The 25,918-nt window shown below is 45.7% G+C and carries 16 protein-coding genes and 1 pseudogene; 7 read left to right on the top strand and 10 right to left on the bottom strand.

Translation table 11 applies throughout. The annotated features are described in order from the left end of the window. Window positions 1-637 precede the first annotated feature (637 nt). The 4 genes from OGY01_RS04705 to OGY01_RS04690 all read right to left on the bottom strand — a co-directional run bounded on the left by OGY01_RS04705 (window position 638) and on the right by OGY01_RS04690 (window position 2,250). Window positions 638-970, bottom strand: a complete 333-nt coding sequence (locus tag OGY01_RS04705; RefSeq protein WP_187239912.1) for a type II toxin-antitoxin system PemK/MazF family toxin — start codon at window positions 968-970, stop codon at window positions 638-640. Beyond that, window positions 971-1,228 (bottom strand): AbrB/MazE/SpoVT family DNA-binding domain-containing protein, encoded by a 258-nt coding sequence (locus OGY01_RS04700; protein ID WP_286492528.1) that lies wholly within the window; start codon window positions 1,226-1,228, stop codon window positions 971-973. A 348-nt stretch (window positions 1,229-1,576) separates the two neighbouring features. Beyond that, window positions 1,577-1,783, bottom strand: coding sequence for a helix-turn-helix domain-containing protein (locus OGY01_RS04695; RefSeq protein ID WP_286492526.1), 207 nt, complete (start codon window positions 1,781-1,783; stop codon window positions 1,577-1,579). Beyond that, window positions 1,780-2,250: a hypothetical protein gene (locus tag OGY01_RS04690; RefSeq protein ID WP_286492524.1), complete on the bottom strand. Its 471-nt coding sequence runs from the start codon at window positions 2,248-2,250 to the stop codon at window positions 1,780-1,782. Before OGY01_RS04690 ends, OGY01_RS04695 begins: the two co-directional genes overlap by 4 nt. Window positions 2,251-2,667: 417 nt before the next feature. Between OGY01_RS04690 and OGY01_RS04685 the strand changes: the two genes are divergently transcribed. The 4 genes from OGY01_RS04685 (at window position 2,668) to OGY01_RS04670 (ending at window position 11,103) form a co-directional block, all read left to right on the top strand. Further along, window positions 2,668-7,074, top strand: a complete 4,407-nt coding sequence (locus tag OGY01_RS04685; protein WP_286492523.1) for an NACHT domain-containing protein — start codon at window positions 2,668-2,670, stop codon at window positions 7,072-7,074. A gap of 97 nt (window positions 7,075-7,171) precedes the next feature. Continuing rightward, window positions 7,172-9,205 (top strand): ATP-dependent nuclease, encoded by a 2,034-nt coding sequence (locus tag OGY01_RS04680; RefSeq protein WP_286492521.1) that lies wholly within the window; start codon window positions 7,172-7,174, stop codon window positions 9,203-9,205. Beyond that, window positions 9,202-10,728, top strand: a complete 1,527-nt coding sequence (locus OGY01_RS04675) for a UvrD-helicase domain-containing protein (protein ID WP_286492519.1) — start codon at window positions 9,202-9,204, stop codon at window positions 10,726-10,728. The genes OGY01_RS04680 and OGY01_RS04675 overlap by 4 nt, the downstream gene beginning before the upstream one ends. A 93-nt stretch (window positions 10,729-10,821) precedes the next feature. Then, window positions 10,822-11,103, top strand: coding sequence for a 3'-5' exonuclease (locus tag OGY01_RS04670; RefSeq protein WP_286492518.1), 282 nt, complete (start codon window positions 10,822-10,824; stop codon window positions 11,101-11,103). Between the two features lie 173 nt (window positions 11,104-11,276). Here OGY01_RS04670 and OGY01_RS04665 read toward each other — a convergent pair whose 3' ends face one another. From OGY01_RS04665 to OGY01_RS04640, 6 genes and pseudogenes are all read right to left on the bottom strand, one after another. Further along, on the bottom strand, window positions 11,277-13,079 hold the full coding sequence (locus OGY01_RS04665; RefSeq protein WP_286492517.1) for a hypothetical protein: 1,803 nt from the start codon (window positions 13,077-13,079) through the stop codon (window positions 11,277-11,279). Window positions 13,080-13,135: 56 nt separating this feature from the next. Next, window positions 13,136-14,131, bottom strand: a complete 996-nt coding sequence (locus OGY01_RS04660) for a Wadjet anti-phage system protein JetD domain-containing protein (RefSeq protein ID WP_286492516.1) — start codon at window positions 14,129-14,131, stop codon at window positions 13,136-13,138. After that, entirely contained in the window at window positions 14,131-18,705 is a 4,575-nt protein-coding gene (gene mukB / locus OGY01_RS04655) for a chromosome partition protein MukB (RefSeq protein ID WP_286492514.1), read from the bottom strand. The genes OGY01_RS04660 and mukB overlap by 1 nt, the downstream gene beginning before the upstream one ends. Beyond that, window positions 18,702-19,475, bottom strand: coding sequence for a chromosome partition protein MukE (locus OGY01_RS04650; RefSeq protein ID WP_286492512.1), 774 nt, complete (start codon window positions 19,473-19,475; stop codon window positions 18,702-18,704). Before OGY01_RS04650 ends, mukB begins: the two co-directional genes overlap by 4 nt. Continuing rightward, entirely contained in the window at window positions 19,468-20,868 is a 1,401-nt protein-coding gene (locus tag OGY01_RS04645; protein ID WP_286492510.1) for a hypothetical protein, read from the bottom strand. Before OGY01_RS04645 ends, OGY01_RS04650 begins: the two co-directional genes overlap by 8 nt. A gap of 139 nt (window positions 20,869-21,007) precedes the next feature. Continuing rightward, window positions 21,008-22,002, bottom strand: a pseudogene (locus OGY01_RS04640) (hypothetical protein). 502 nt (window positions 22,003-22,504) lie between these two features. Between OGY01_RS04640 and OGY01_RS04635 the strand changes: the two are divergent. Genes OGY01_RS04635 through OGY01_RS04625 form a run of 3 tightly spaced genes read left to right on the top strand, consistent with a single transcriptional unit; the run spans window position 22,505 to window position 25,908 of the window. Further along, a complete protein-coding gene (locus OGY01_RS04635) occupies window positions 22,505-23,542 on the top strand; it encodes an extracellular solute-binding protein (protein ID WP_048221163.1) in 1,038 nt (345 codons plus the stop codon). Next, a complete protein-coding gene (locus OGY01_RS04630; RefSeq protein WP_045444400.1) occupies window positions 23,526-25,214 on the top strand; it encodes an ABC transporter permease in 1,689 nt (562 codons plus the stop codon). Before OGY01_RS04635 ends, OGY01_RS04630 begins: the two co-directional genes overlap by 17 nt. A 10-nt stretch (window positions 25,215-25,224) precedes the next feature. After that, window positions 25,225-25,908 carry an ABC transporter ATP-binding protein gene (locus OGY01_RS04625; RefSeq protein WP_045444403.1) on the top strand — a complete coding sequence of 228 codons (684 nt, stop codon included), beginning with the start codon at window positions 25,225-25,227 and terminating at the stop codon, window positions 25,906-25,908. Window positions 25,909-25,918 lie beyond the last annotated feature (10 nt).

The following is a 25,918-nucleotide window of genomic DNA, read 5'->3' as shown; positions in this document are numbered from 1 at the left end:
CTCATTCCCCAAAAATCCAAAACTGATACAGCTTTCCCCGGCGCACAGGCCGATAGCCCCTGTTTTTTTGTCGGGGCTGCGAACGATACCTGAGCGCCGGGGCGGCAGCCGTTGAGGTGTGGTGGGGCTTCGGTTGTGCTCTCTGAGCAGCCGCCCGCCTTAGCGGGTTATCCCCCGGATCGTCCTGATCCCCCTCCGGTATCGGTTCATGTTCTCCTTATGGGTAAAATGGCCTGAAAAGGCGGTGTCAGAATCCAGCCGTGAGCTGGCGCAGTTGAGTTTTCTGGTGCAGGTCGAAAGGGCTGCGTGCGTCACTTTCCCGCTTTGCGCGGTTAAAGTGACGCACTGGACTGGTGCAGTGTCTGAAAATTCATCGTTGGTGCAGTTTTACGGCCACGCGGCAGCAAATGCCTTCGGCAAATGCAGGCCGCAGCCCGTAAGATAAATGGCGCTTCTTTCAGGTTGTGAAGCGTGGCGCTGTCAACGACAGCATAGGGCAAGGGGGAGACTATGCCAGTACCGCTGGCGGAGAAAGGAGAAACTGTTTTTACCTGCAAAAGGATTTTTAATCAAATGTCGTTAAAAAAATGAGGGCGCTGTATGTGACAGCGCCCTCGTTCAGGTTACATAAAAAACATCAGCTCAGAATGGCTTCCAGTCGGGCCAGCACTTCATTCACGACAGAGTCGGGTATACGCTCCAGTCGCTTACCATTTCGGGCTCCCATATCAATGGTTCTGGGCTGGTCGCAGCGGATCACGCCCGTTGTTTTTGTTCCCGCCCCGTCCAGTGAAACGGTAAAACCGGCTTCGCGAGCAAAGTTTCCGCCGCTGGTTACAGGGACAACAACGGGCAACCGGGTGAACGTGTTAAATGATGCCTTCGATACGATAAGCACCGGACGTTTTCCGCTTTGCTCGTGGCCAGCAATCGGATCCAGTGAAACGAGCCAAATTTCCCCTCTGTCCATCTACAGGATCTCCTTGCCCACCGCAGGCGCATCAATCCATTCCCGAGCCTCTTCGCTTATTTCAGCGTGCGGATCGCACTGCGCCAGCAGTTCTTCGAGCGAATAGCGGGGACGTTTTTGAGGTTCAATAATCAGGCAGCCATTATCAATGATCATGCCCACTTCGCTGTCCGTCGACAGCTCCAGCGTTTTCAGCACGGCGGGAGGAACCGCCAGCATGATGGATCCGCCAACCTTTTTCAGACGAGTGATATACATAGAGCACCTCCGGATATTATATTTTAATATAACATCTGCGGCGGGAGATGCACAATTATTCATCAGGTTCATTGTGATTTCCTTAGCGTAATAAAGCGTGGAGAAAGCCTTAATCCATCGGAAGACAGATCCGGCAGTTTTCAAAGGCGACATTGCCGGTAAAAGGGCAACCGTCCTGATACATCAGGCGCTTCTTTCAGGTCATGAAGCATTTCGTACAGACGGGAGCTTAGTGCGTAACAAAGAAGGCCGATAATAGAAAACTGTTTTTACAGTTCAAAGGATTATGACGGATCGGATAAACAAAATACGGCGCAGCTTCCATATCCGGGCTGCGCCGCAGGAACATCAGCGGTAGCGCGAAGGCCAGATTTGCTCAGGCGCGATATCTAACGCTTCGGCAATTAACCTTTCACCTTTGGGCCAGCGGCGGGTAAGCGCATTAGCCAGCGTGGAGGATGCCAGCCCCGCCTGACGCGAAAGTGCTGACAGCGAAGTGCCACGTTTTTTCAGCCCGGCAATAATATCAGCAGGATGCCAGTCCTGTTGCATCATGCAGTCACCTCACTGATAAATTTCACACCATCGGCGGTACGCAGCCAGCGCGGCGCTTTTAGCCCCTCGGTAAAGTACCAGACCAGTTCGCACAGCAGCCCGGTCAGAGTTTGCTCTGTTTTTGGCTCCGCCGGGCGTTCCAGCAGAAGCTGGAGCAGCGCCAGGCAGTATTCGCACAACGAGTCAGGTTCGGGGTCGAAGTGTTGTGGTGTAATGGGAAGGGTATCAACGGTCAGGCTTTCGGTAAGGTGCGGCGGGATGGGGTCGTGCAGTGTGGGTTGCAGCAGCGCAAGGCAGGCGTGAAGCCGTCCGCAAAGCGCCAGCCGCAGCGCGGGATCGTCGGTTTCTATCAGGGTTTCGGCAAAGCGGGCGCAGTAGTCGGCAAGGACGGTGAAGTCCGTGGCGGTGTTGAAGGGGACAGACAGCAGATCGAGTACATCGCAGTCAGGGGTGAGGATTGTAGCCATAGGGCAACCTCCAGTGAGTAATGTTTATTACCGCCGCCGGAGAGGTCAATCTCACGGGTGGCGGAACCGGACGGGGTTGACCTTACCGGCCTCACTGACACCGGCGCGTCTTGCGACGCCCCCGCCCGGCCCGCCATTGAGGTGTAGCCGTGCGCACGACACAAAAAAAGCGCAGACGCGCCTTGTGTCGTCAGTGAAGGATTTCAGGAGGTCAAGCCCGACGCCTGATTTTGCAGACGTCGGGCAAGGATACTGCGATGGATAAACAGTGGCAAGGAGTAACAGAAAAAAGAATGACGCAGAAGTCTGCCGAGATTTCAATCTCTTATTGAACACCGTGTTCCAACAGGCATACACTCCTCAGTGAGACTCAGACTGAGCCAGCCTGTGAACACAGTATTTTCAGCAAGGAAAAATATGGCTAATTATATCGACGTAGATCGGCGTTTTTATAAGCACACCAATCCACTGGAAGAGATCCCTAAGCAGATCTACGTTGACTGGTTTGAGGATAACGGAAGCGCAGGCTGGAATGAGCTATTGAAATATTCACGAGTTATCATTCTGGCTGAGGCCGGAATGGGAAAATCCCGGGAAATGAAGGAACAGTCAATAAAGCTGCATCAGGCGGGTCAGTTTTCATTTGTTATCCCGACAGAAGCGCTAACAGAAGAGCGCATAGTAGATATACTGCCCCCTGATGATAAAGCCCGATTTGAACAATGGGAAAAACGTTCCGAACACGCTTACTTCTTTCTGGATGCTGTCGATGAATTAAAGTTAAAAGGCGATAAGTTTGAAAAACTATTGCGGAAATTACGTCCGCAGTTAGAAAAAAATCTTTCCAGAGTTCGGCTGATAATCTCCTGTCGCCCCAGTGACTGGAATAACTACGACTCAGATCTTCTAGAACAATGGCTACCTGTTAATTCGCATACAGAAAATCAGATAATGCCCGCATCACATAAATCCGGACGCGAATTTTTTAAGGACATAGTTTCCGGCTGGTTCAGCCAGCCAGTCCACAACGATCCGCTGGAAGAACTGGAAAAGGGACTGGAGCCAGAAGCTGAGGAATATTATCAGGTCCATTGTTTTCATATGCGCCCGATGACTAATCAGCAAATAAAAAAATTTACCCATGGATCTATTGTTTCTGAACCGGAACGTTTCCTGCAACAGCTTCATGCCCTGAACGCCGAAGTTTTCGCCAGCCGCCCACAAGATTTACTCTCACTGATTGCATACTGGAATACCCATAAGCAGTTTGACTCTGAATTAGTCCTGCATGAAGCAGATATTAAAAACAAATTAACAGAAAATTATGAGCGTTGTGAGCTGGTAATAAAATCCCCGCGTGAAATACGGGATGCTGTGGAGCGACTGGCGCTGGCGATGAGCCTGACGCGGAAGTACACTATCACTATTGTTGAATCATCTGTAACCGATGGCCTTTCACTAAATCCTGCGAAAATATTAACTGACTGGTTGCCCAAAGATATTAACGCACTCCTCAGGTTGGCTATTTTTGAACCTGCCACCTACGAGCGCGTCCGCTTTCATCACCGCTCAGTACAGGAATATCTGGCCGCCTGCCGGTTGCGGCATTTGAAAGATAAAGGTATGTCGATCGGCGCGTGTTTTAATTTATTATTTTCAGAGCGCTGTAACTTTTCTGTTGTTGTCCCCTCTATGCGCCCGGTAGCGGCATGGTTATCGCTTTGGGACCGTGACGTGCGAGAAGAACTGACACACAGAGCACCAGAGGTTTTACTTTTATTGGGCGATCCTGGCTCCCTGCCAGTTGAAGTCCGTTCAGAATTGCTAAAAAGTTTTGTTTCACACTATAAGCATGGCTTGTCAAGGGGGATCAATATTCCATTGATGCAGGTGGCGCGATTTTCACACCCGGAACTTCAGCCAGTGATCAAGCAATTATGGGCTGAAGGGTATCCGAATGAAGATGTCAGGGAATTACTGCTGGAAATTATCTGGACGGGGAAACTTCAGGATTGCAATGAGTTGCTGGAACGCACCGTCTATGATTCAAACATTGACATTACCGATAGGATCGTCGCCATAAAAGCTATCGCGGCAACCAATGATTTAACGCTTCAACAGAAAATAGTACATGATGTAATAAATGTTTCTGAATTATGGCCTGATAAGTTCATTTTCCATTTCGCCGAAGAACTTTTTCCTCAGTTGCTTTCCATTGATGATTTATTGGCGCTAATAAAGCGAACAGCAGAGCCGAACGGTTCAACCAACGGTTTTAAATGGGCATTATATAATGTAGCCGCAGAGATAGTGCCTGATTCTGATGCTGCGATTGCTTTTCGGGATCGGATCGCATTGCTTATCCTTGATAATTTCGAAGAGACCGGGCATTACTATCCTGAAAGCCAGTACGGACATTTAACCCGCACACTGGCTAAGATTTGCGCCAGACAGTTAGTCTGTAACGTTAACCCTGACGATGAATCTCTCATTTTCGCATGTATAGTTTGCCGTTTGTTTAGCAAAGCGGAGTCCCATTATATCAATGATGAACTCTCTGCCATTAAGAGTGTACTAAACAGCATAACCACTATTCGGGAAGTCATTTTTCTTACCGAATGGCATTTGTTAGCACACGTTGTTAAGCATGATATTGATGCCTTTCAACTCAAGGAATACAGCGTGTTATCCGATTTTGGGAAAGATGACTTACCGTGGATGATTTCATTGCTGGGCAATAAATCGTTCCCACAGTCGCGAACAATATTACTGAAATTTCTGTTTCAGTTCACGCCGCTAATCGATAATCTTCCGGAATTCCAGGAGCCATTAACAAATGCGATTAACGATGATAAGGCATTACTATCCATAGCCTGTGAGCGAGTAAAACCGAGATCTGACAACGCAGAATATATCCGCAGACAAGAAATTCGTGAGGAAGAAGAGAGAATCAGACAAAAAACAGAAAAAGAGAAAAAGAATAAAAAAATAGAGGAATGGCTGAACTGGTACGATACATTTACAACTGATATCACATGGACTCTTTCCGGGGATGGGCAATATTCAGTATTGAAGCGTATTGTGGATATCATGCAAAATACGCATAGAGGCTATTCACCTGAGGACTTCTGGGATAATAAACTACTCCATACTTCTTTTAATGATAGTTGTGTGAAACAAATTGAAAAATCTTTTCAACAATACTGGCGGAATACCCCCACGCAATTGTGGCACACCAGAGATCGGGAACATAAAAATTCATTAACGCAGAGCGAAATTATTGCATTCACGGGATTATTTATTGAAAGTGAATCTCAGGGATGGGAGAAAATGCTCAGTCATGACGAAGCATCACTGGCTATAAAATACGCGACATTATCACGCAATAACTTCGCACCATTCATCTGTGAGCTGGCTATTTCATTCCCTGATATTGTAAAGGAGGTCATTGGCATCGCGCTTCAGGATGCGATTCATTACATTGATAATGATAATTACATCCCGATAATCAGCCAGATTTCCAGTGCTGACATCTCGCTACGAAAGTTATTATCCGACGACTTATTAAAGGCGGCTAACTGCTATCTGTTAAATAACAAAGAATGCGCTAGAAAAAATATACTCTTTTCGGTTGAGAAACTTTTAACATCTTTAGCTGATGTTATTCCAGACGATAGCCGGAAATTTATTGCCCAAAATTGTGCTGGTTTTTATAAAACAGCCCCCTATAATTCCGGGTGTTATTTATTCCTGAAATATGCTTTTATTTTCTCACCTGATACGGGTATGGAAATTTTCCAAAAAATGCTCAGGAAATGTCGGGACAAAGATCAGTATATTACAGGACTCTACGCCGCCTTGTTTTCACATCGCGCTTCACGAAGGCATCGTTCGCTGTTTGATGATAATGACCCTTCACAACAAATTTCCCTGGCCGGGAAGCTACTGAATATTGCATACCAGTTTATCAGGCGTGAAGATGACCAGGAACATGATGATGTTTATACGCCTGACGCCCGGGACAGAGCAGAAGAAGCACGCGGGGCACTGCTGGATCGGCTTCTGAATACCCGGGATGATAAGGCAATATTCGAACTTTTACGAATTGCCAAAAAGCCACACTGCCGTTTGTCAAAAGAACGGCTTGAATATCTCGCCCGGGAAAGAGCTGCACTGAATTCAGACGAATCTTCTTTGACAGAAGGTGGTGTACTGGAGCTGGAAAGTCATTTAGAACAACCACCCCATAGCCAGAAATCACTGTATCAGGTAATGGTCACTCGACTGCATGATTTGCAGTATGCTTTATCCCATAGCGACTTCACCGATCGGGCTATTCTTCGTACAGTGAAACTTGAAGCGCACATGCAGCCTACACTGGCGTGGCGTTTAGAAGCCGCCGCTAAATCCGCCTATTCTGTCGTGCGGGAAAGTGAGGTCGCCGACGGTAAAAAGACTGACATCCGTCTTATCAGCCCGTGTGGAAAGCATAAGGCTGTGATTGAACTGAAACTGGCGGATGATAGGTGGAACATCGCTGATTTTGAGCGAGCACTGGAACATCAACTGGTTGGGCAATATTTAAGATATGACGGTTGTAAGACCGGATGTTTATTGCTGACCTATAATGGCGACAAAAAATACTGGCAAAAACCCGGTTCCCGGGATCGTTTGTATTTTAAAGATTTAATCAACTATCTCAATGCTAAGGCAAATAAAATCATGTCTGAAAATAAAGCGCTGCAATTAATTGTTATTGGTCTTGATCTGACTGCCCCCAAACTGGTACCGGCCCATAAGTCGATTTTATCCCGTTCTGAATGAGTGAATTGTGTAAAAAACCGGCATATGCCAATAATGTGAGCTTTCTCAAATTTGACATATCGGCAATGCCTAGTTGGCTATAGCAGACATAAAATATATGTCTGATTATCATGTGGTTATGTATGATATCGCCATCAGGACTTATTGCAGGAAAGCCGGTATATTGATTGAATCAGTGAAACTGACCAATTTTCGTAGTTTTGGCCCCCAGGGCCAACAAATCAAGCTTGATCCCATGTTAACAACGCTGATTGGCGCAAATGGTACGGGCAAAACAGCAGTCCTACAAGCGCTCCAGCGGCTATTCGGCGTGACCAGTGAACAGCGAACTATCTCCCGTCAGGATTTCCATGTTCCGTCCACAGAAGCCGATTTACCCAACACTCGTACTTTATCATTAGAAGCCATTATAGTTTTTCCTGAACTGGATGACGCACAAGGAGACCATTCGGCCATACCGGAGTTTTTCAGAAGTATGAGCATCGCAGATGAGAATGGGAGGCTTAAATGTCGTTTACGGTTAGATTCCCAATGGGATGATGATGGAACCATCGACGGTTATGTAACCAGCCAGTTTCATGCCATAACGAGCTGGGGTAATGATGAACCTGATGATTCGGATTTCCACAAGGTGCGCCCCGCCGATCGTGCAAAAATCCAGCTTATCTATATCCCTGCTACCCGTTCGGCAACTGCGCAGGTCTCCTCGTTTCTTAAAGGGCGGTTATGGAAGGCCATTAACTGGTCAACGCAAGTTCGGGCATCATTCGCTGAAAAAGCGCACGAGCTTAATAGTGCCTTCGAAAGTGAGTCGGCAATCGATGCTATCACGGGAAGGCTGACGCAACGCTGGCAACAGCTTCATTCAGCCGGTACCGACAGCACACCTAAATTTCGACCTGTTGATGTCCGTTTTGAGGAGTTTGTCAGGAAAGTGGATGTTTTGTTGCACCCTGATGAAAGCGGCAGAGATCGCAGCATCGAAGAGTTAAGCGATGGGCAAAGTTCTCTTTTTCATATCGCCATGACTTCGGCAACGCTTGATGTTGAAAGGGAAATCCGGCTAAATTCAAGACGTTCTGCGTTTCTCTACGATGACTTGCCATTGCCCTCACTAACCTTATTGGCGCTTGAGGAACCGGAAAATAATCTTTCACCACATTATTTGTCCCGCATCGTTAGTCAACTTAATGAGCTGACAGGAAACATTCATGCACAAGCCATTATCTCAAGCCATTCATCCAGCATTCTGGCTCGAATAGCCCCAACTCAGATAAGGCATTTCCGGTTAGACGTAGTTTCAAAGAACACTATTGTAAGAGCGCTGACATTACCCAAAGAAGATAATGAGGCCGCAAAATATATCCAGCAGGCAGTACGCGCCTGGCCTGAACTTTATTTTGCTAAAGTGGTGGTTTTGGGTGAAGGTGCTTCAGAGGAGGTCATTCTGCCAGCCGTAGCTGGAGCGATAGGGACTCCTATTGACCGATCTTTTGTCGCGATGGTTCCACTCGGAGGGCGACACGTCAACCATATGTGGCGATTGCTCAATGATTTGCAGATCCCCTTTATCACGTTGCTTGATTTGGATTGGGGACGGCATGGGGGTGGCTGGGGCAGGATTAAAAATGTTATTGCTCAAATGATTGACTTTGGGGTTGCACCTCAAAATATATTTAATGAAGTTAATCCGTATGGATATGAGCAAAATTTATTAGCATTTGATTCTTTTTCTCACGACAACAAAACACATATCGATAGCTGGGTCGATTTTCTGAGACGCTTTAATATATTCTTTTCAAGCCCATTAGATATCGATTACTCAATGCTAAAAGCATTTTCTGGTTACTATCAGGTACCGCCAGAGGAAAACGCTAGTGGGCCTTCAACGGCGGGAGATCCCAGAGATGCCGTCTTAGGGAATGAGGGAATACCTGCACTCTACGCCAATGATATTCATATTCTTCGCTGGTATCGTTATTTATTTCTGGGACGTGGAAAGCCCAGTACGCACATTAGGGTATTGAGCCAGATCCCATCGGATCAACTGGCACAAAATGCGCCTGATGAGCTAAAAGCTCTTGTCCTAACTCTTCAACACCACTTAAGCAATCGGGGCAGCCAGCAATGAAATTCATTTCCCCTGAGCAATGGCGTCCGAAAGGGATTGATGATCTGGAACCCAACGCATGGAATGCTTTAAGAACACCCGGTTCTGTAAGCGTTATCGCCGGACCGGGTGCGGGAAAAACAGAGTTTCTGGCCCAAAAAGCAGCCTATTTACTGGAAACCGGGATTTGCCCACCGAGCCAACAAATTTTGGCCATTTCCTTTAAAACTGACGCAGCAAAAAATCTCGCTGACCGGGTTAAGTTACGTTGCACTGAGGAACTGAGTCACCGTCTGGTTTCGATGACATTCGATGCTTTCACCAAGAGTCTGGTTGATCGTTTCAGATTAGCGCTTCCGCAGGAATGGAGACCGTCAAAAAAGTACAGCATCAGTTATCCCAATAAGAGAGATGTTGCCCAGTTCTGGGCGCGACGACAGCACCGCGTATCATCCAGTGATGCCAGAGATATTGAATACGAAACCCGCCATATGGACGCCGCTTCATTTGAGTCTCATGTTGTTGGTTCATATCGAATTCCGGAAAATATGTCTCCACCACAATCAATCAAACATTATCTGGTGTTCTGGTGGCTTCGCGAGCAAATAAAAAACGAGAACGAAGAAGAATCAGCACTGTCATTTATGACGATCAATCGGTTAGCTGAGTATATTGTTCGCTCTAATATCCATATTCTGCGGGCATTAAAGGCAACTTATCCTTTTGTTTTTGTAGATGAATTTCAGGACACAACCTATGGTCAGTACGATTTTCTACTGTCTGCTTTTGGTCAGGCAAAGACCACGATAACCACTGTTGGGGACTATAAACAGCGGATCATGGGTTGGGCCGGTGCCAAAACAGATGCTTTTCATCAGTTTGAGCATGATTTTTCTGCTACCCGATACCAGTTACAGTTAAACCATCGCTCATCGCCAGAATTAGTCAGACTCCAGCATATTGTTGCAAGGGAAATTGAACACGACGTTTGTATGGTCCATACAAAAGTTCCCCAAAGAATAGATAAAGGATGTGCTTTTATTCTGAATAGTCACTCTGTTGCGTTGGAGGTGAATTATATTGCCAAATGGATAAGTCGGAATATGCAGTCAAGAGAACTGCGGCCTCGTGATTATGCTATTTTAGCGCGACAAAAACCAGAAAATTATTATGATCAATTAAATCAGCCATTGATTAATTATCATTTAAAACTAAGAAATGAAAGTATTAAAATTGGCAACACAACACTTCAGGATTTGCTGGCAGAAGAATTCACCATTCTTTTTTCAAATCTACTTAGGTTTGTGATCGGGCAAAAAGAACCACGGATCTGGGGACAGGTATACTCAAGTATTGAACAATTAAGAGATACTTTGCCAGATGATATCCGCGCGCACAAAACAATAGAAAATCAACTTGTTAATTTAAAACATTCTATGCAAGCTCTTCTTGAGCAACCTTACAGCACAACGACTGCTCACTCCGTCATGGATCTCATTATTTCATTTATATCCCCTTCCGATATGCGTAAAGCGTTTAGCTGATATAATACTGGTGATCTTTTAAATATTACGCTAGAAGCATTGGAAATTCATTTTTTACAATGTGTCAGCAATACCAGTAACTGGCAAGGCTGTGTGGATGAGTTTGATGGAGTAGATCATATACCTCTGATGACTATTCATAAGAGTAAAGGACTTGAATTTGATACTATTATTTTTATAGGGTTGGATGACAATGCGTGGTGGTCTCACCAGTCAGGCAATACAGAAAGTATGGCGACATTTTTTGTCGCTTTATCTCGGGCAAAGCAAAGGGCTGTGTTCTCTTTTTGTTCTGAGCGGGGCGAACGCCAAAAACTATCAGATATTTATGCTTTATTGGAAAAGTCAGGTGTTAAAGAGTATAATATCAATTAATTCCTGATAAATTATATTTTAAATGAAATAGTCACACTACAATAAGCGTTATCTGTTTGATTATTCCGGTGTTATGTTAATCAAAGAAAAATAAAATCTTATGGATATTTTATTGCTCAGCTATAAAAAAGACATGTAACTGAGCAATATCATATTTGTACTGGTATGAAAAATCATTTTGCACAATATATTACTGGTACTGCATTAACTTCTTTAACCGCATGAGAAAAAGAAGACAGTATCCATAAAAGTTGTATCACATGCGGCTTTACTGGCTGATTACGTCGTAATTTACCAAACTCACGCTTAACTTCGCTTTTTGAAATAAATGAACAGCTCAAAATACATTTTCTGTGCAATTTGACATCTTTTGATAAATCATCAAGATACTTTTTGAGTTTTCTTGTATCGCCTTTTCTTATTTTTTTGATCTTGGTTCCGGTATTGTTATTTACATAATTTTTCTTTAGTTTATTTTTAACTTTATCTAAAAGATCCGACGCACTAAAATACATATACCCCAGATTTTTAATTGCCTGTCCGACAACATCATGTAACTTGCTTGCTGACGTAGTCTTCGAGCCATGTTTTGAATGAATGAAACTGATGCAGGAATCTTGTTTATTAAAAGTTATGTGGTCAGCCCATTCGTTCCCCAGATCATCGCAAAATATATAGTCATCATTCTTATGAATTTCTTCGACCAAATCAAACATTGATTCAACAGAGAATTTAGTACTCAGTTTTGTAAAAGTCCCTTTTTCACTTAATACCTTATCCATATTGTCAACAGGCATAAGAATGTCCAGAATGCTATTTATTTCTGAAATTCCTGACGCATCCTCGAAACAATTCCCCATAAAATACATATATCGAGGATCCTGAAATGTTATACTATAGAATCCATTTTTAAAGATGAAACTCTGGAGCGTAGCCTCTTTGCCATTCGCTACAACTTTTAACCGTCTAAGGATAGTTGACTCTATTGTAAGCGTTTTATTATTCCTTTTTATTTTTGCACTACCAATAGCTGAATCAAGCGTCAAGTCATCTCTAATTCCATATACTTTCTCGAGTTTTTGAAAAAGCTTATTAAGCTTCTTCTCAGATAGATAACAATCGTCACCGTCAGGAAGTTTATATTTAATCCTTAGCCCTTCAGACTCTATTTTTTCATACAAAGCTGTACTTTCAATGAGGAGTGCGTTCGGCTGAGTTGATGCCATGACTTCATTTAATTCTTTCTGTTGTGCAAAGTAACTTAAAAAGTCTTTGACACCGCCACCTTGTCTGACAAGGCATAATTGATTGTAAGACCATGAGGCAATATCATCGAAACTAATTCTTTGTGATGCTTCAACTAATCTGCCACTGCCTGATATTGTCTTAATTGTTGGGCCTTGTCGAAGTTTCAAATAGTAAGGTATAGATCTGCCAGCAGCATGTGTAGAAAAAGCCCCCTTAAGATCTGATGATTCAAAAGAGCGACTCCTGATAGCTTTATCCGAATTCGTCATGCTTCGCGTGGATATTTTCTGAAATGAAACATCAGAATCATTAAAAGTTCCTGCCAATGAGTGACTTGTGATTAAATTAAAATCTTTCTCTAATTTATCAGATATATTTGCACAGCTCTTTTTTATTATGGAAATGCTGTTATCAAATTCCAAAACCAATATGAACGCATATATTGTATCGTAAAAACTCTCACCGCCTTCAGCTTCCCCCATAAAATAGACAGGTCTTAGTGTAGGGAAAACGCGCAGAGAATAAATAAAGTTAACGTCGGCATCAATCAAACTTCTTTCCGTCCTGAAATCATTTATCAGATACTCAGAATTTGGTTCAATATTATCATCGGCAGCATTCAGGATATTCAGAATTTCGTCATTTGTAATTCTCCTTTCCTCATTATCGGGAGGTATTTTAAGATCATAAAACTGGACATTTTTTGTAAGCTCTAATCTGTCAATCATAAAATTATTCCTTATAAATTTTACAAGTCTAATTTCTTCTTTTTCTACACATCTTATCAAATTGAGTTTTCCGTCAATTCGATAAGTGCTATTTCATCACCTGAATGACTGACCAACCTCTGTATCGCTGCAATACACCGATAATCCACAACCAGCACCTCCTGTTCAATCCAGCGCTGTTCCTGCATTAATTGCCTAAGTTGAGGGCAATTCGGCGCGGTATCCCAGGCATGCTTTTCGGCCCCAATCATGTCATTAACCTGGTGTGCTGACGGCCAAAAGTCCGGTAACCAGATCCGGCAGGGTCGGGCCAATGAGTGGGATAGCTGCCGGGCAATCGTCAGTCCATTCGGATCAAGATCGGGAAAATGTACCCAGGGTATATCCTTTCCGTATTGAGAAACCCACCGGCAGGCGGGTTGATAATTCAGGCCGGGAGCAAAAATCAGTATCAAACCATCGACAAGCGGCATATCAACATAAGCCCCTAAATTTTCGACGGTCATGATCAGTTGCGCCGATGACAGATCCACAGAGAGCAAATCAAGTAGCATTCGTTCTGGCAAACAACACTCCGAACGCCATTGACTCTCATCATCGGCAAACAGAACGTTTTCCCTGTTATTGCAGGTAAACGTTAGCCGCAGCTCCGTCCCCTGGCTACGAAGTCGTAGGACGTCATCATAGGTAACGGTCTGCCCTTTGGCTAAGGGTTGGCTCAGACCTGCTTTACTGTTACCCCGCCATGCCGACGCTGATTTGTGGTGGATCCTCTGCATTCGGCGAGGGATAGCCGGACGATGTTCTTTTCTGCCAATGATCTGTTGTTGTATCTGTTGCTGCACCTGTGCGAGCAGAATTTCCAGGCGTCCACTTTCCACCAGCCGCCAGCGATTGCGCGTGGAAGGGATGATAATACCCAGTTCAGCCAGATAATTTCGTAGCGACTTTTCCTTAGCATTTTCGGTCATCATTTGCCGTTCTTTCAGTTGCTGAAGGATATAGCCAAGCTCACTGACCGGGAAACCTAACTGAAACAGTTCCTGATGCATTAAATTGCTTTCACCTCATCACTCTCTGCTGTAGCCAGATAGCTATCAACGTCAAACGGCAACTGTTGGGCGTCGCGAACCCCGGTAATTTTCACCTGATGCCGCGTAACGCTTTGCCCGTTGGCCCCCGTGTTCTCTGTTCTGACTGTGCGCACCAACTGATAGCCGGTTCCGGTAATTTTCCCTAACGTTTCCGGGGCCGCAACCAACATCTGGCACCCGGTTCTTACCGCCAGTTCGTGGACTGTCGCCTGAGAGGCGGCATCCAGACGAGAAACCTCATCCATCACCAACGGCAAAGTGAACGGCTCTTTATTGCCGTGAGAGCTGCGTCCCCAGTGCCTGAGCACGGCAATCAGCACTGCCAGCCCGGAGCCGATTCGTTCCCCGGTTGACAGGCTGGAAGCGTTCAGTAGTTCAAACTGCTCTGCACCGCGACGCTGTATTAGCGTTTTTACGTCCAAGTAGTTACGGTGATCCAGCAAATGTGAACCATCAATTTCATGTTGATTGATCTTTTTATACAGGCCTGCCAACGCTTCGGTAACGGTTCCTGCCGTGGAAAAGAGATCGTCCATGCCATAACCTCCTGATTTAAGCGCGTTCAGAGTATCCTGAAAATGTTTAACCGTCCTGGCCTCCAGACGCACACTGGCAACCTGCCCAAAGCCAATTCCGGTAAGTTCTGCGCTTAACCGGCTTATCGCCCTTTTTTCATCGTTTATGCGGCGCGATAGCGCGTCGGCCAGTTCATCCCGGCGCATCTGGAACGAAGCCTCGGTTTCCGCCAGCATCCTCTGTGCATCTTTCGCCGCCTGAGACAATGCCAGCAGCATTTCCCGAGGCTGTGTGGTGCGCTGGATATCCTGTCGGGCGCGGCGGCGGAAAAGCGCGACGGCGCGGCTATAAAGCGTGGCACAAACTTCAGCGATATCAGATGTATTCTGACCGCAGGACGCTAATTGCTGCATGAAGGGATCGGCTGAAGAAATAGAATATTCAATAGTTAGTCTGGTCAGTTGAGTCAGTAGTTGTTGGTCGACCAGCAAAGGCACTACCGGTGATGATGCTTCGCCATTTATCAGCATTTCGCGCATTGCCGGTTCCAGCTCACCATAAGAGCCATCGGCTTTTAATGCGCTTATAATTCCGTTGCGCTGCTGAGTTATTTGTTCAATTTTTTCTGCCAGGGCAGTAAGTTTGTCATTTTGACTTTTCAGTTGTGATTCTTCGTTTGAGCGTTGGTTATGCATCTCATTAGTTTTTGTATTGCACTCTCTTAAATTGTTATTCAGTTTTTCAAGTTGGCTTTGTAAATGCGCCAGTTGTGAGGCAAGGTTAGTTTCTAGGCCAAATGTGTAAGGAAACGGCAAATTATCCAGGTCATTTTTAGCATCATCACGATTCTGGCGGTAGCGAGTAATCGCGGATGTCAATTCTGAATAAAACTTATCTTTTTCAGCTAACTCTTTTTTTGCAGTTGTGAGTTCTTGTTTAATCCGTTCGCCGTCCTGCTCCAGTCGTTTTTGATCGCCTGATAAGAGGATTTGCGCTTGTGCTTCATCTTTAAGTATTTTCTGAGCATTAACATATTCCGGGCTAAGGTGAGCACGAACTCTGTCTAACTCTTTCACTAACCGAACTCGCATTGCAGAGGTTTGCCAGGTTTTCTCGTTCTGCTCAACCTGCTGGCGTACTTGCGCTATATTCTCCGGGTATTCTTCCCGTAGTAATGGATACTCTTTTTCTATCTGATTAATTAACGACTGATAGCGTTTGATATCACGCCCGGCTGCTTCAGCCCGCTTAATCTGATCAGCAATCTCGGCCAGCTCCTGAGGAAAATCCCGAAACAGGATTTTACTGTCTGGCTCACATTCCTGTAGCGCCTGCAAGAGACCCCAACTTTTTTTCCACTGACTGGACACGCTTCTGTGTTTTTCGTCGATATCTGTCAGGGCAGTAAGACGATGGCCGCGCTGTCGGCGTGCATCCTCCAGCGGCGGTTCATCACCCCAGATAAATGAGGGGGCTGCGCTAACGGCCTTAAGATGTTCGTTGTGGCGTTCAACGTTTTCAATCTCACGTTCCAGCGTCTCGCTCTTTTCTTCTACCAGTTGGATCTGTTGGTCCAATTGAAGGATAAGCGCCTCGCGAGCTTTATCACCTAATACGGGCTCTGAACGTATCTGGCTGATGCGGCGGTATCGCGGTTCATCTATAACACACCAGGGCGGGAGAATACTCTCCACTGTGTTATATTCGTCGGTGATATCTTTAAAAAGTAATTCCGACTCGAACGGCCCGTTGCGCAAAACGTCTATAGGTTGGGTTACACTGATCAACAAAATATCGGGAAGCGGCCATTGCTCATCGTATTGTGTAAGCAATTGTCTGGCGGCATCATCGACATCACCATTGACAAGTATGGCGAACATTAACGGCCCTAATGCTGCCTCAAAATACCCGGCGTCCTTTACTTCTATATCTGCGTACAGTTCAGCAACCGATATTCCCGATACGTCAGCGGCAAGAGTCCGTAAATACTCAAGACTTCCGGCTTCTCTTCCACTCAGTTTATCACGACGCCCCTGGCATTGTTTGATTTCCGTTTCGTAGCCAATGACTACCTGCCGAAGTGATTTAATGTGTAACGCATGGTCAAGAATAAGTTGTTCGCAGCGTTGCGGTATCAAATCATCATCAGGAAAAATAGTGCGTAAATAGCTAACCGATGGCTGATATTGGTGCCACTGCTGACTCTGTTGCTCATAGCGTGTAATATCAATATCAAGCTGCTTAATTTGTTCCAGGACTTCAGTCTGACGTTGCGATAATTGTTCCTTTTGTTCATTTAAGTGCAATTCTTGCTCTTGTTGCATCGCCAGTTGCTGCGAAAAATCCTCATCGCTCAATGGTAACGATAGCATGCCAGCATCGCGAAGCCGCTGCTGAAGACGCCGCTGTTTTTGATGATCGTTCTGTAACGTCTTTTGATGCTGTTGCCACCCACCCAGTTGAGCGTCTTCGATACGCCATTTTTCCAGTTGAGCACTTTTTTCCCTAAACCAGCGCTGAGCGTCTGGAGGAGAGACATCATCCCCCAATTTTCGTGCACTGTTTGCGGCAAAAGTATAAGCATCCAGGATATTCTGATGAGATCGTAATTGGCGCTCCACATGGTTGAGGGCATTTTCTGCCTCTTTTTCCTGCTTCACGAGCTGTTCAATGAATGCGCTTAATCCAGACAGCGTAAAAGTCATATTCCATTGGTTAATCTCATCATAGAGCTGTTTTGCGTGGTTATATTGCGATGCCATTTTCTGAGCAATGTCATAACGCGACACGACATTAGATAACTGTTTAGCAGTGCGTAGCTGGCTCTCTTCATTCTCACTTTTTGTTCTTTCCAGCTCATCAACAATACCTTGCTGGAGTTTGCTTGCTTCTTCTGCACTCTCTAACTGCGGTTCCAGTTTATTCAGTTCACCAATTGCTTTTTGCTCGTGATCAAAGTAAATCCTACCATCACGAGCACATAACCGCCGGGGCTCAATATCAATCATCTGCTGTTGCGCTATTGACTGTTCCGATTTTATGGCGTCTTCCTTGCGCCTTAGGGTACTCAGGGTTTCCTCAATTTTTTCCAGCTCACGTTCAATCCGATATTTTTCTCTCTGAATAGTCGTACGCTCTTCATCATTCATCGCCAGCGTTTTCTCAATAACTGACCACGTATTGGCTGAAAATGATAAGCTCCACATAAGTAATGAATTAAAAAATTGATAATCCTTTTGATAATTTTGCAGGTCTTGCTGTGTAAGCCTGACTTTAATCATGGACTCATGCACCATATTCACTACGGAATGTATATTCCCGCGAGTATGGGCCATTAAATAAGCGCTGAGATGTTTTTCTATCGATTTATCCAGACGCCCGGCCATTGCCGAATGAAGGATCTGAGCCAGACGGTATTTATCATCGGGTGACTGACAGGCTCGGGGTAAAATACCATGCTGAAATAGTGCCAACATGTAGGCATTTGGGTCTTTAAATGTCTGAATAGCGCATCCTAATAGTGCTGCTTTATCGCGTAACTGATCTGTCGTTACCGGGTGAGCCACTTGTCCTTTACGATCAAGTAAACAATCCAGTGGGTTAACACTATCGGGAAGTTTCAAACAAAATAGCTGGGTATCTAATGTTGTTCCTGTCTTTTTTTCAGCCCTAACGACGTACAGATGCCGGTGGCCTGTTCCTCGGGCCTCAATCTCCAGAGCAACAATACTGGGCTGCCCTAAGCGTGGAAACATTTCGCTGTCTTTTATTGATGTTGAAACTTTGAAATCATCCTTCGTCCCTAAGCTAATGTAGCGAATATCAGGGATCTGGCTGAACATAAACGCGCCCAACAAAGACGTTTTTCCCGCACCATTATTGCCCAACAATGAAACGGTACCGCCATACTGTCGCGATGCACGCAGTGCGTGAGGATTCACCAGATTTAACGTTCGGGCCATAATGCCATTAATGTTGACAATACTAAGGCTGCGTATCAGAGGGTAGTGGTTCACAATTGTTCCCCTTCATGAGTCCCGGAAGAAAATAAATCGCCCGTTGTGTCCATTTCTTCTTCGGCAGAGAAACCCTCGTTCTCTGCCAAATCTTCATCTACACTATCCCGCGCGGTCTCATCAATTTTGACCAGATAACCTTCCTGAATCAGTTCAGCCAAGCGTTGTGGAATTTCTGACTCTTGTTGTAATCCTCGCAGCGGTTCAATAAAACGATAGATAGCGGGGGTTGTCTGGAAGGATTGCCGATCCTTAGATAGTTGAATAAAGGCATAGCGATCGAATACTATAAGCGACTTTCTGATTTCATCCTGAATTTTAGATAAATCGTATTGGGTCTGTTGACCTGGACGACGGCGAAATAATTCCAGCAGTCTGGTTTCGGATAATTGATTGCTCATTCGCTCAAGTAGTTGGTTCGTTGTGAACCACTCTTTTTGGCTAAGCTGTTTTTCGAGCTCCATTGCAACAATAATCAAACCAGTGACCATCTGCAACTCATTAAATCGCTCTAAGGGTATTTTCCCACGGCGCTGAGGCAGTAAGTAATAAACAGATTCATTGGAAAAGCATAAAGATAAAGACAAGCAGTCGTAATATTCACTAAGCGGATTAAATGCCTGATTAACAAATGAATACAGCATATAATCAACAGGTAATATGTTAATCCCTCTACGTAATTTATAATCCACAACGGGGAATAGAGGTGATTTCATCACATCCAGAAATGTATTAAATTGATCACCCTGTGTAGATTCAAGCTCAGTCATTGAGATCACCTTGTGAAATTAGCCATTGCTCTTCGATTTCGTAATTTGCTGACTCATCCATTAAAACCCATTCCGGGGAGATATCATCCTGAATATTGTCACTCTGTTTCATCAGTTCTTTTATTGTGCACTGTGCCAAGCAAAAGCGATCCGTCTCATTGAATGGGAATTTACTTAAAATATTTCTGATAACAGAAACGTTACTCACCGGCTTATTATCACTTAATGCCTTTTCAACAAACTCCCTTGCGAAACTCTCTAACTGAAACGCAGGCATCTCCCGCACCAATTCTTCATCATCATTATCATCGAGGAACAACGCGTTATCCGCCGGAGGCGGCGGTGTGTCCCATTCACGTAATTGCATTAGCTTAACGGTCGAAGGTAATGCTAACGACCATGATGACCGACCAAATAACTCGATAGTACGATCGATTAAATACCCCAGATTAGCATTGGGATCTAACGCGATACGGATGCGTATACGGTCCAGCACGCTGCTAAAGAATCCCGATAAATCCCTTAAGGAATGATTAGCGAATTCCCGAACGTCCATTAATGAACCAAACAAAGAGAATAATGTATTTTTTAATCGCTGAGCTCCACCTTTTTGTACGACTGTATTTTGCAAAATTTCCAGTTGCATTAATACCGCATCGGCACGGTTCATTACTAACATTCTCAAATCGTTAATCTGACCAGCCAGAGTACGTATTATTTCCAGAAGTTGCTGAATTTCCGTTTCCAGAGAAATACCAATTTCGGTTTGTATCTCGGAGCGCATTGAATGAAATTTAGAGATGAGGAATTCCTGATTTTTAAAAACGCCCGTCAGCAGATCCTTCAAGCTCGGTAAAAAAAGTTCTACCTTTACCAACCATTCACTATCAGTAATTTTTTCTCCGTCGCTGGCAGCATTTAAACTGGACAGTTCTTGATCAATTCTCAGATAACGTTGACTTAATGTTTCTTTATCCTCTAATTCATCAGATTGCTGGAAAGGTTTTAACAAATCATGTGCCAACTGAGTCAGACGATATGTTCCACCAACATCAGCGACAGACATTCCGGCCAGTGACAACAATCCTTGTTCCAGCGCTCGTTTCAGAAAGTTATTAACCCGGACATCGGAGGTATTAGGATCTTCATTTATTCTTTCATCAACGTAACGGATGATACTGTGACATGTGGTCTCATCGTAGCCGGATTGTACAAAGTAATGCTCACTATTTGATTCGACATCTGACTCCTCCATACCCCACATCGCCATCGCCGCCAGATAGCTAAACTCATTAGGGGTAAGATGCAAATTCGGCTGGTATTTACTGATTTTTAACAGTATGCAGCTTAGTGAGCTAGTAAATTGCTGCGATGTAGGTGCGACATTGTCCATGATAAAGCTCACCTCGGCTTTTCTCGTTCAGTATCTATGCTGTTATATCAGATTAATAGCTGGAGATCCTTTTTTCTCACTGAAACAGTGACATAAATTCAGCCTTCACCTCAAAACCACTGTAGAAATCAGCAACGACTTAAACTTCACCGCTATCCCGGTAAATCTCTCCGCACAAGCGCAACTCAGGAGGCTTCGCCGGTGTAATAACCCCAATCCTGACGGGCGGAGAACTCTCTTTTTGGCATCGTTCCTTGATAAGCTGCCAGTTTCCGGTTTCAGACTCCATGTGGGTAATCAGAGAATCAAAGGCTCCCTCGGCAACTTCCACTTTTAGCGGTTTCTCTTCGTCACTGTCAGTAAGATCAGATTCAGTCTCTTTCGACGTTTCATTTTCCAGTCCATCAAGACTGTTTTTTAACCCTTCAAAGCAGTTTGTAGCAGCACTTGGGGTATGGAAGAACAAACCACTAATGAAAATAGCTTCCATCACTTCATAGAAGGAAAAAGAGGTATCACCACAGACAAAACGACTACGGTCAGTACTATGCACCCCAGAAACACTTTCTCTTAGCAGCTCCTCCTTTTGCAAGGTCATCAGCGTTTGCTTGTTATAGAGGATCACTGGCAGATTTTTAATTTCGTGGACATTTTCACTAAGGCTCCAGCATTCTTTATCACCTTTGATAAAACCGGAAGCATCGCAGCTACTTTCTATATCAAATTCGTCAGTGGGCTCCGCTCACGACTAAGCCAGGTGGTAAAATCCTCATCGTCCCCCATATCCTCGCGCTGATATGCGCGGTAGACAGAACTTCGGCGATCAATGCCAATCCACTCAAGATCCCATGTAGTAAGTTTGGATGGTTTTCCTACTTCGCCAATATAGGCCCCAACATCCCGATCCAAGTAAGCGGTTAGCAATTCCTTCCATGGTTCAATCGCAAAAAAGATATTCGTCAGCGTTGTTCCTTGTTCAATCACCACGGTATGACGAAAGAACCTGAGAAGAAAAAAGGGATCGGTATCTGAAATAGTTTTCTGGATAGATAGCAATGGAACTGCTGTTGTTTCATCAAAGTCAGAGCGAAAGCGCAGTATTGAGTCCGAGCAGAAAATTAATTGACCTTCCATCATTTATCTGGCCCCTGGTGCTGTGTAATCATTCTGATGACGTTATCCAAGATTGACTCAGTATACCCCTTTGCTTCCTGCCTGAGTATGCAGCAGATATAGCGTTGATAACTCGCATACAGCAGTGAAAAGTCAGGAAAAAATTGGTGGTCATTCTGGTGGTCTTGACAAACTCGATTTTTTGTTTTAGCTTACCAATCAGCCAGTTAATGGCTACGGCGATCCCAGTCAGAGGGGCCAAATTTAAGAAGCCTGCTCAGGAAACTAAGCAGGCTTTTTGCTTTTTTACTGCCATTAAAAACCTCATTCCTTAAGCACCCTTCCCAACAGTTTTTCACCTGCCGGATGCCACATCACACCAATGATTAAAGTTGTGTAAATGTAAATCGTTTCAACTTTGCAATTATTGTAAGTGCTAGTGATTATCATTTATTGTACGACTGCCGAAAGGACGAGCGCTCGCTCGTTCACTGAACGTTCCAATTACTCTGGGATATAAACGATGAATGCTCTGCCTCGCACTGGACTGCGCCGTATCACGCTTGCATCAGCCCTGGTACTCTCCGTTAGCCTGCCGGCTTTCGCCCAGGATACGTTAACACTCTATACCACCCGCGAACCGGGTCTGATTCAGCCCCTGCTTGATAGCTGGACGCAATCCAGCGGTATAAAAGTAAGCACCGTTTATATCAAGGATGGCATGCTTGAGCGTGTAAAAGCGGAAGGTAAAAACTCCCCTGCAGATCTGCTGATGACCGTCGATGCCGGAAATCTCATCGATTTAGTTGAAGCTGGCGTGACACAACCGGTGCAATCCGAAACGTTGAAGACTGCAATCCCGGCCAATCTGCGAGGTGAAGATAACCAGTGGTTTGCGCTTTCTATGCGAGCACGCGTACTTTACGCTGAGAAGTCTCTGCCAATTGATAACTGGCATTACGAACAACTCGCAAGCCCTGAATACAAAGGTAAAGTGTGTATCCGTTCCGGACAGCACCCGTATAACACGGCGCTGATTGCCGCCATGATTGCACATCACGGTGAAGCCAAAACAGAAGAGTGGCTACGCGGTGTGAAAGCTAACCTGGCACGTAAAGCCACCGGCGGCGACCGTGACGTAGCTCGCGATATCCTCGGTGGTATTTGTGATATTGGCCTGGCTAACTCCTATTACGTCGGCCATATGAAAAATGCCAAACAAGGCAGCGATGCCCGTCAGTGGGGCGATGCGATTAAAGTCGTTAAGCCAACCTTTGAAAATGGTGGCACGCACGTCAATATCAGCGGTGCAGCCGTAGCCCGCTATGCACCTAATAAAGCAGATGCTATTAAACTGATGGAATACCTGGTTTCCGCACCCGCTCAGCAGCAATACGCGAAAGCAAACTTTGAGTATCCGGTACTGAAAGGCGTTACGCTCGATCCGGTTATTAGTGCCACTATCGGTGAAATCGACGTAGATAAAATTCCGTTAACCGAAATCGTGAAGTACCGTAAGCAAGCTAGCCTCCTGGTAGATAAAGTTGGATTCGATCAATAAATCGCTACAGTTTCCGACGTTACGCGGCCTGGTTTCCGGGCCGCAGTCATTATTAACACCATTGCATCTTAGCGCGTTATGCATTGCGCTAGGTGTCCTGACACCCATTGTTGCGCTTATCTGGCAGGCTACACAGGCTGATTTATCTCACTGGGATAATCTCATCGCGTTTGTATTGCCCTCAGCGTTAAAAAACACAGTACTTCTGCTGGCGGGAGTCGCTGTGATGGTGGGCGTGATTGGCGTTGGTAGCGCGTGGGCCGTAACGGCGTGGGACTTCCCAGGCCGCAAAATTCTCAGTTGGGCACTGCTGTTGCCACTGGCGATGCCGACTTATATCGTCGCCTTCGCCTGGCTCGATTTACTGCATCCAATCGGCCCACTGCAGACATTCATCCGTTTTTTACTGGGCTTTGACAGCCCACGACAGTTCCGCCTGCCAGATCTACGTTCACTTTCCGGTGCCATTATTTTGCTCGGTTTAGTACTTTACCCTTACGTTTATCTGACGACCCGGGCCATGTTCATCAGCCAGCCCGCCCATTTACTGGAAGCTGCCCGTACGCTTGGGTGCAGCGCAACCGGGACTTTCTTTCGCGTAGCCCTGCCAATGGCACGTCCGGCGCTGGCAGTCGGTGTCAGTCTGGCACTTCTGGAAACGCTTAACGATATTGGCGCGTCGGAGTTTCTCGGGGTACAAACATTAACGGTCACTGTGTACACCACATGGATCTCCCGTTCTGATTTATCCGCTGCTGCACAAATCGCCTGCATGATGCTGATGTTTATCTTCTTCATTCTAACGCTGGAGTTTTATGGTCGCAGAAAGCAAGGATTCAGCAGCCGCAGCCTGCGAGAAATTCAACCCACACGCGTGCACGGCTGGCGGGGATGGCTCCTCGGCTCAGTGATTGCGCTGCCAGTTATTTTGGGATTCCTTGCCCCGGTACTGTTTTTAATGTGGGAGAGCGTCAAACGTTTAGGTGAAAAGAACCCGCTTTCCGCCTCGTTGCTCTCCGCATTGCAAAATACACTATTGCTGGCGGCGGGAACCACGCTGGTAGTGGTTTGCGTCAGTTTACTGGTGGCCTGGAGCGCGCGTCATAGTGCCGCAGACAACGCCATGCCAGGCTTTCGTCGCGGCGTGATGCGTCTGGCCTCTTTGGGCTATGCGGTGCCCGGCACTATTCTGGCAATTGGTTTTCTGCCGCCGGCTATGGCGGTAGACCGCTGGCTGGCCGATATACTGGATATTCGTGGTTTGCCGCTCATGTCTGCCGGTATCCTGCTGATTATTTGCTGTGCGATGCGCTTTCAGGCGATCGCCATCGGAGCGCTGGATTCCGGACTGGGTCGTATCCCCCCTTCCCTTGAACAGGCTTCGCGTTTGCTGGGTGAAAATGGCGCAGGTACATTTGCACGAGTCCATTTACCGCTACTACGACCAGCAATAGTAAGCAGTGCATTGCTGGTCTTTGCCGATGCGATGAAAGAGCTGCCCACGACTCTACTTTTACGCCCTGTCAATTTCGAAACGCTGGCAACGCTACTGTATGCAGAAGCCGCTCGCGGAACCTATGAAGAAGGGGCAATTGCCGCGCTGATGATTGTTTTAGCAGGCACGTTACCGGTTATTTTACTGGTGCGTCACCAGATGACACGCCGTGGTTAAGAGAGTACCAATGTCAGAAATTGCATTACGACTCCAGGATGTGCATGTTGCATATGGCAACAGTCAGCAACCGGTACTGAGCGGATTTTCTATGTCTGTGCGCAAAGGCGAAATCGCCTGTCTGCTGGGCGCTTCAGGCTGTGGGAAAACCACGGTACTTCGTGCTGTTGCCGGGTTTGAACGCCTGCAACGCGGAGATATTTATGTTTCTCAGAGGCACGTTGCCGGCCCTGGCGTGCATCTGCCGCCGGAAAAACGGCATGTCGGCATGGTTTTTCAGGAATATGCATTATTCCCTCATTTGACGGCACAACAAAACGTGGCATTTGGCTTACGACGTATGCCGCGTGAAGAACAGCAGGCCAGAGTGGCAGATCTGTTAAACATGGTGGAATTGCATAGCCATGCCAGCCGTTATCCCCATGAGCTTTCAGGTGGGCAGCAACAGCGTATTGCATTGGCTCGCGCACTGGCGCCACATCCTGAAATCCTGCTGCTGGATGAACCCTTTTCCAGTCTTGATAAGCGAACCCGTGAACGTCTGGGGGGTGAGGTTCGAGATATTTTGCGTGCAGCCGGACAAACAGCGCTGCTGGTTACGCACAGTGAACATGAAGCCCGGTTGATGGCAGACCATATCGGTTTCGTAAAAATGGGGCAGTATCACATTAAACAAGCGGCCAGTCTTACTTGATCACGAAAAA

The sequence above is a fragment of the Citrobacter sp. Cm038 genome (genome assembly GCF_030333105.1).
GTDB lineage: Bacteria > Pseudomonadota > Gammaproteobacteria > Enterobacterales > Enterobacteriaceae > Citrobacter > Citrobacter murliniae.
The sequence above is the reverse complement of the archived record's forward strand: the minus strand, read 5'-3'. Positions and strand labels throughout refer to the sequence as shown.

Excerpts from the sequence above, each read along its gene's own strand:
- OGY01_RS04705 (WP_187239912.1), bottom strand. The coding sequence starts at position 970 with ATGGACAGAGGGGAAATTTGGCTCGTTTCACTGGATCCGATTGCTGGC.
- OGY01_RS04700 (WP_286492528.1), bottom strand. The coding sequence starts at position 1,228 with ATGTATATCACTCGTCTGAAAAAGGTTGGCGGATCCATCATGCTGGCG.
- OGY01_RS04695 (WP_286492526.1), bottom strand. The coding sequence starts at position 1,783 with ATGATGCAACAGGACTGGCATCCTGCTGATATTATTGCCGGGCTGAAA.
- OGY01_RS04690 (WP_286492524.1), bottom strand. The coding sequence starts at position 2,250 with ATGGCTACAATCCTCACCCCTGACTGCGATGTACTCGATCTGCTGTCT.
- OGY01_RS04685 (WP_286492523.1), top strand. The coding sequence starts at position 2,668 with ATGGCTAATTATATCGACGTAGATCGGCGTTTTTATAAGCACACCAAT.
- OGY01_RS04680 (WP_286492521.1), top strand. The coding sequence starts at position 7,172 with ATGTCTGATTATCATGTGGTTATGTATGATATCGCCATCAGGACTTAT.
- OGY01_RS04675 (WP_286492519.1), top strand. The coding sequence starts at position 9,202 with ATGAAATTCATTTCCCCTGAGCAATGGCGTCCGAAAGGGATTGATGAT.
- OGY01_RS04665 (WP_286492517.1), bottom strand. The coding sequence starts at position 13,079 with ATGATTGACAGATTAGAGCTTACAAAAAATGTCCAGTTTTATGATCTT.
- OGY01_RS04660 (WP_286492516.1), bottom strand. The coding sequence starts at position 14,131 with ATGCATCAGGAACTGTTTCAGTTAGGTTTCCCGGTCAGTGAGCTTGGC.
- OGY01_RS04650 (WP_286492512.1), bottom strand. The coding sequence starts at position 19,475 with ATGACTGAGCTTGAATCTACACAGGGTGATCAATTTAATACATTTCTG.
- OGY01_RS04645 (WP_286492510.1), bottom strand. The coding sequence starts at position 20,868 with ATGGACAATGTCGCACCTACATCGCAGCAATTTACTAGCTCACTAAGC.
- OGY01_RS04635 (WP_048221163.1), top strand. The coding sequence starts at position 22,505 with ATGAATGCTCTGCCTCGCACTGGACTGCGCCGTATCACGCTTGCATCA.
- OGY01_RS04625 (WP_045444403.1), top strand. The coding sequence starts at position 25,225 with ATGTCAGAAATTGCATTACGACTCCAGGATGTGCATGTTGCATATGGC.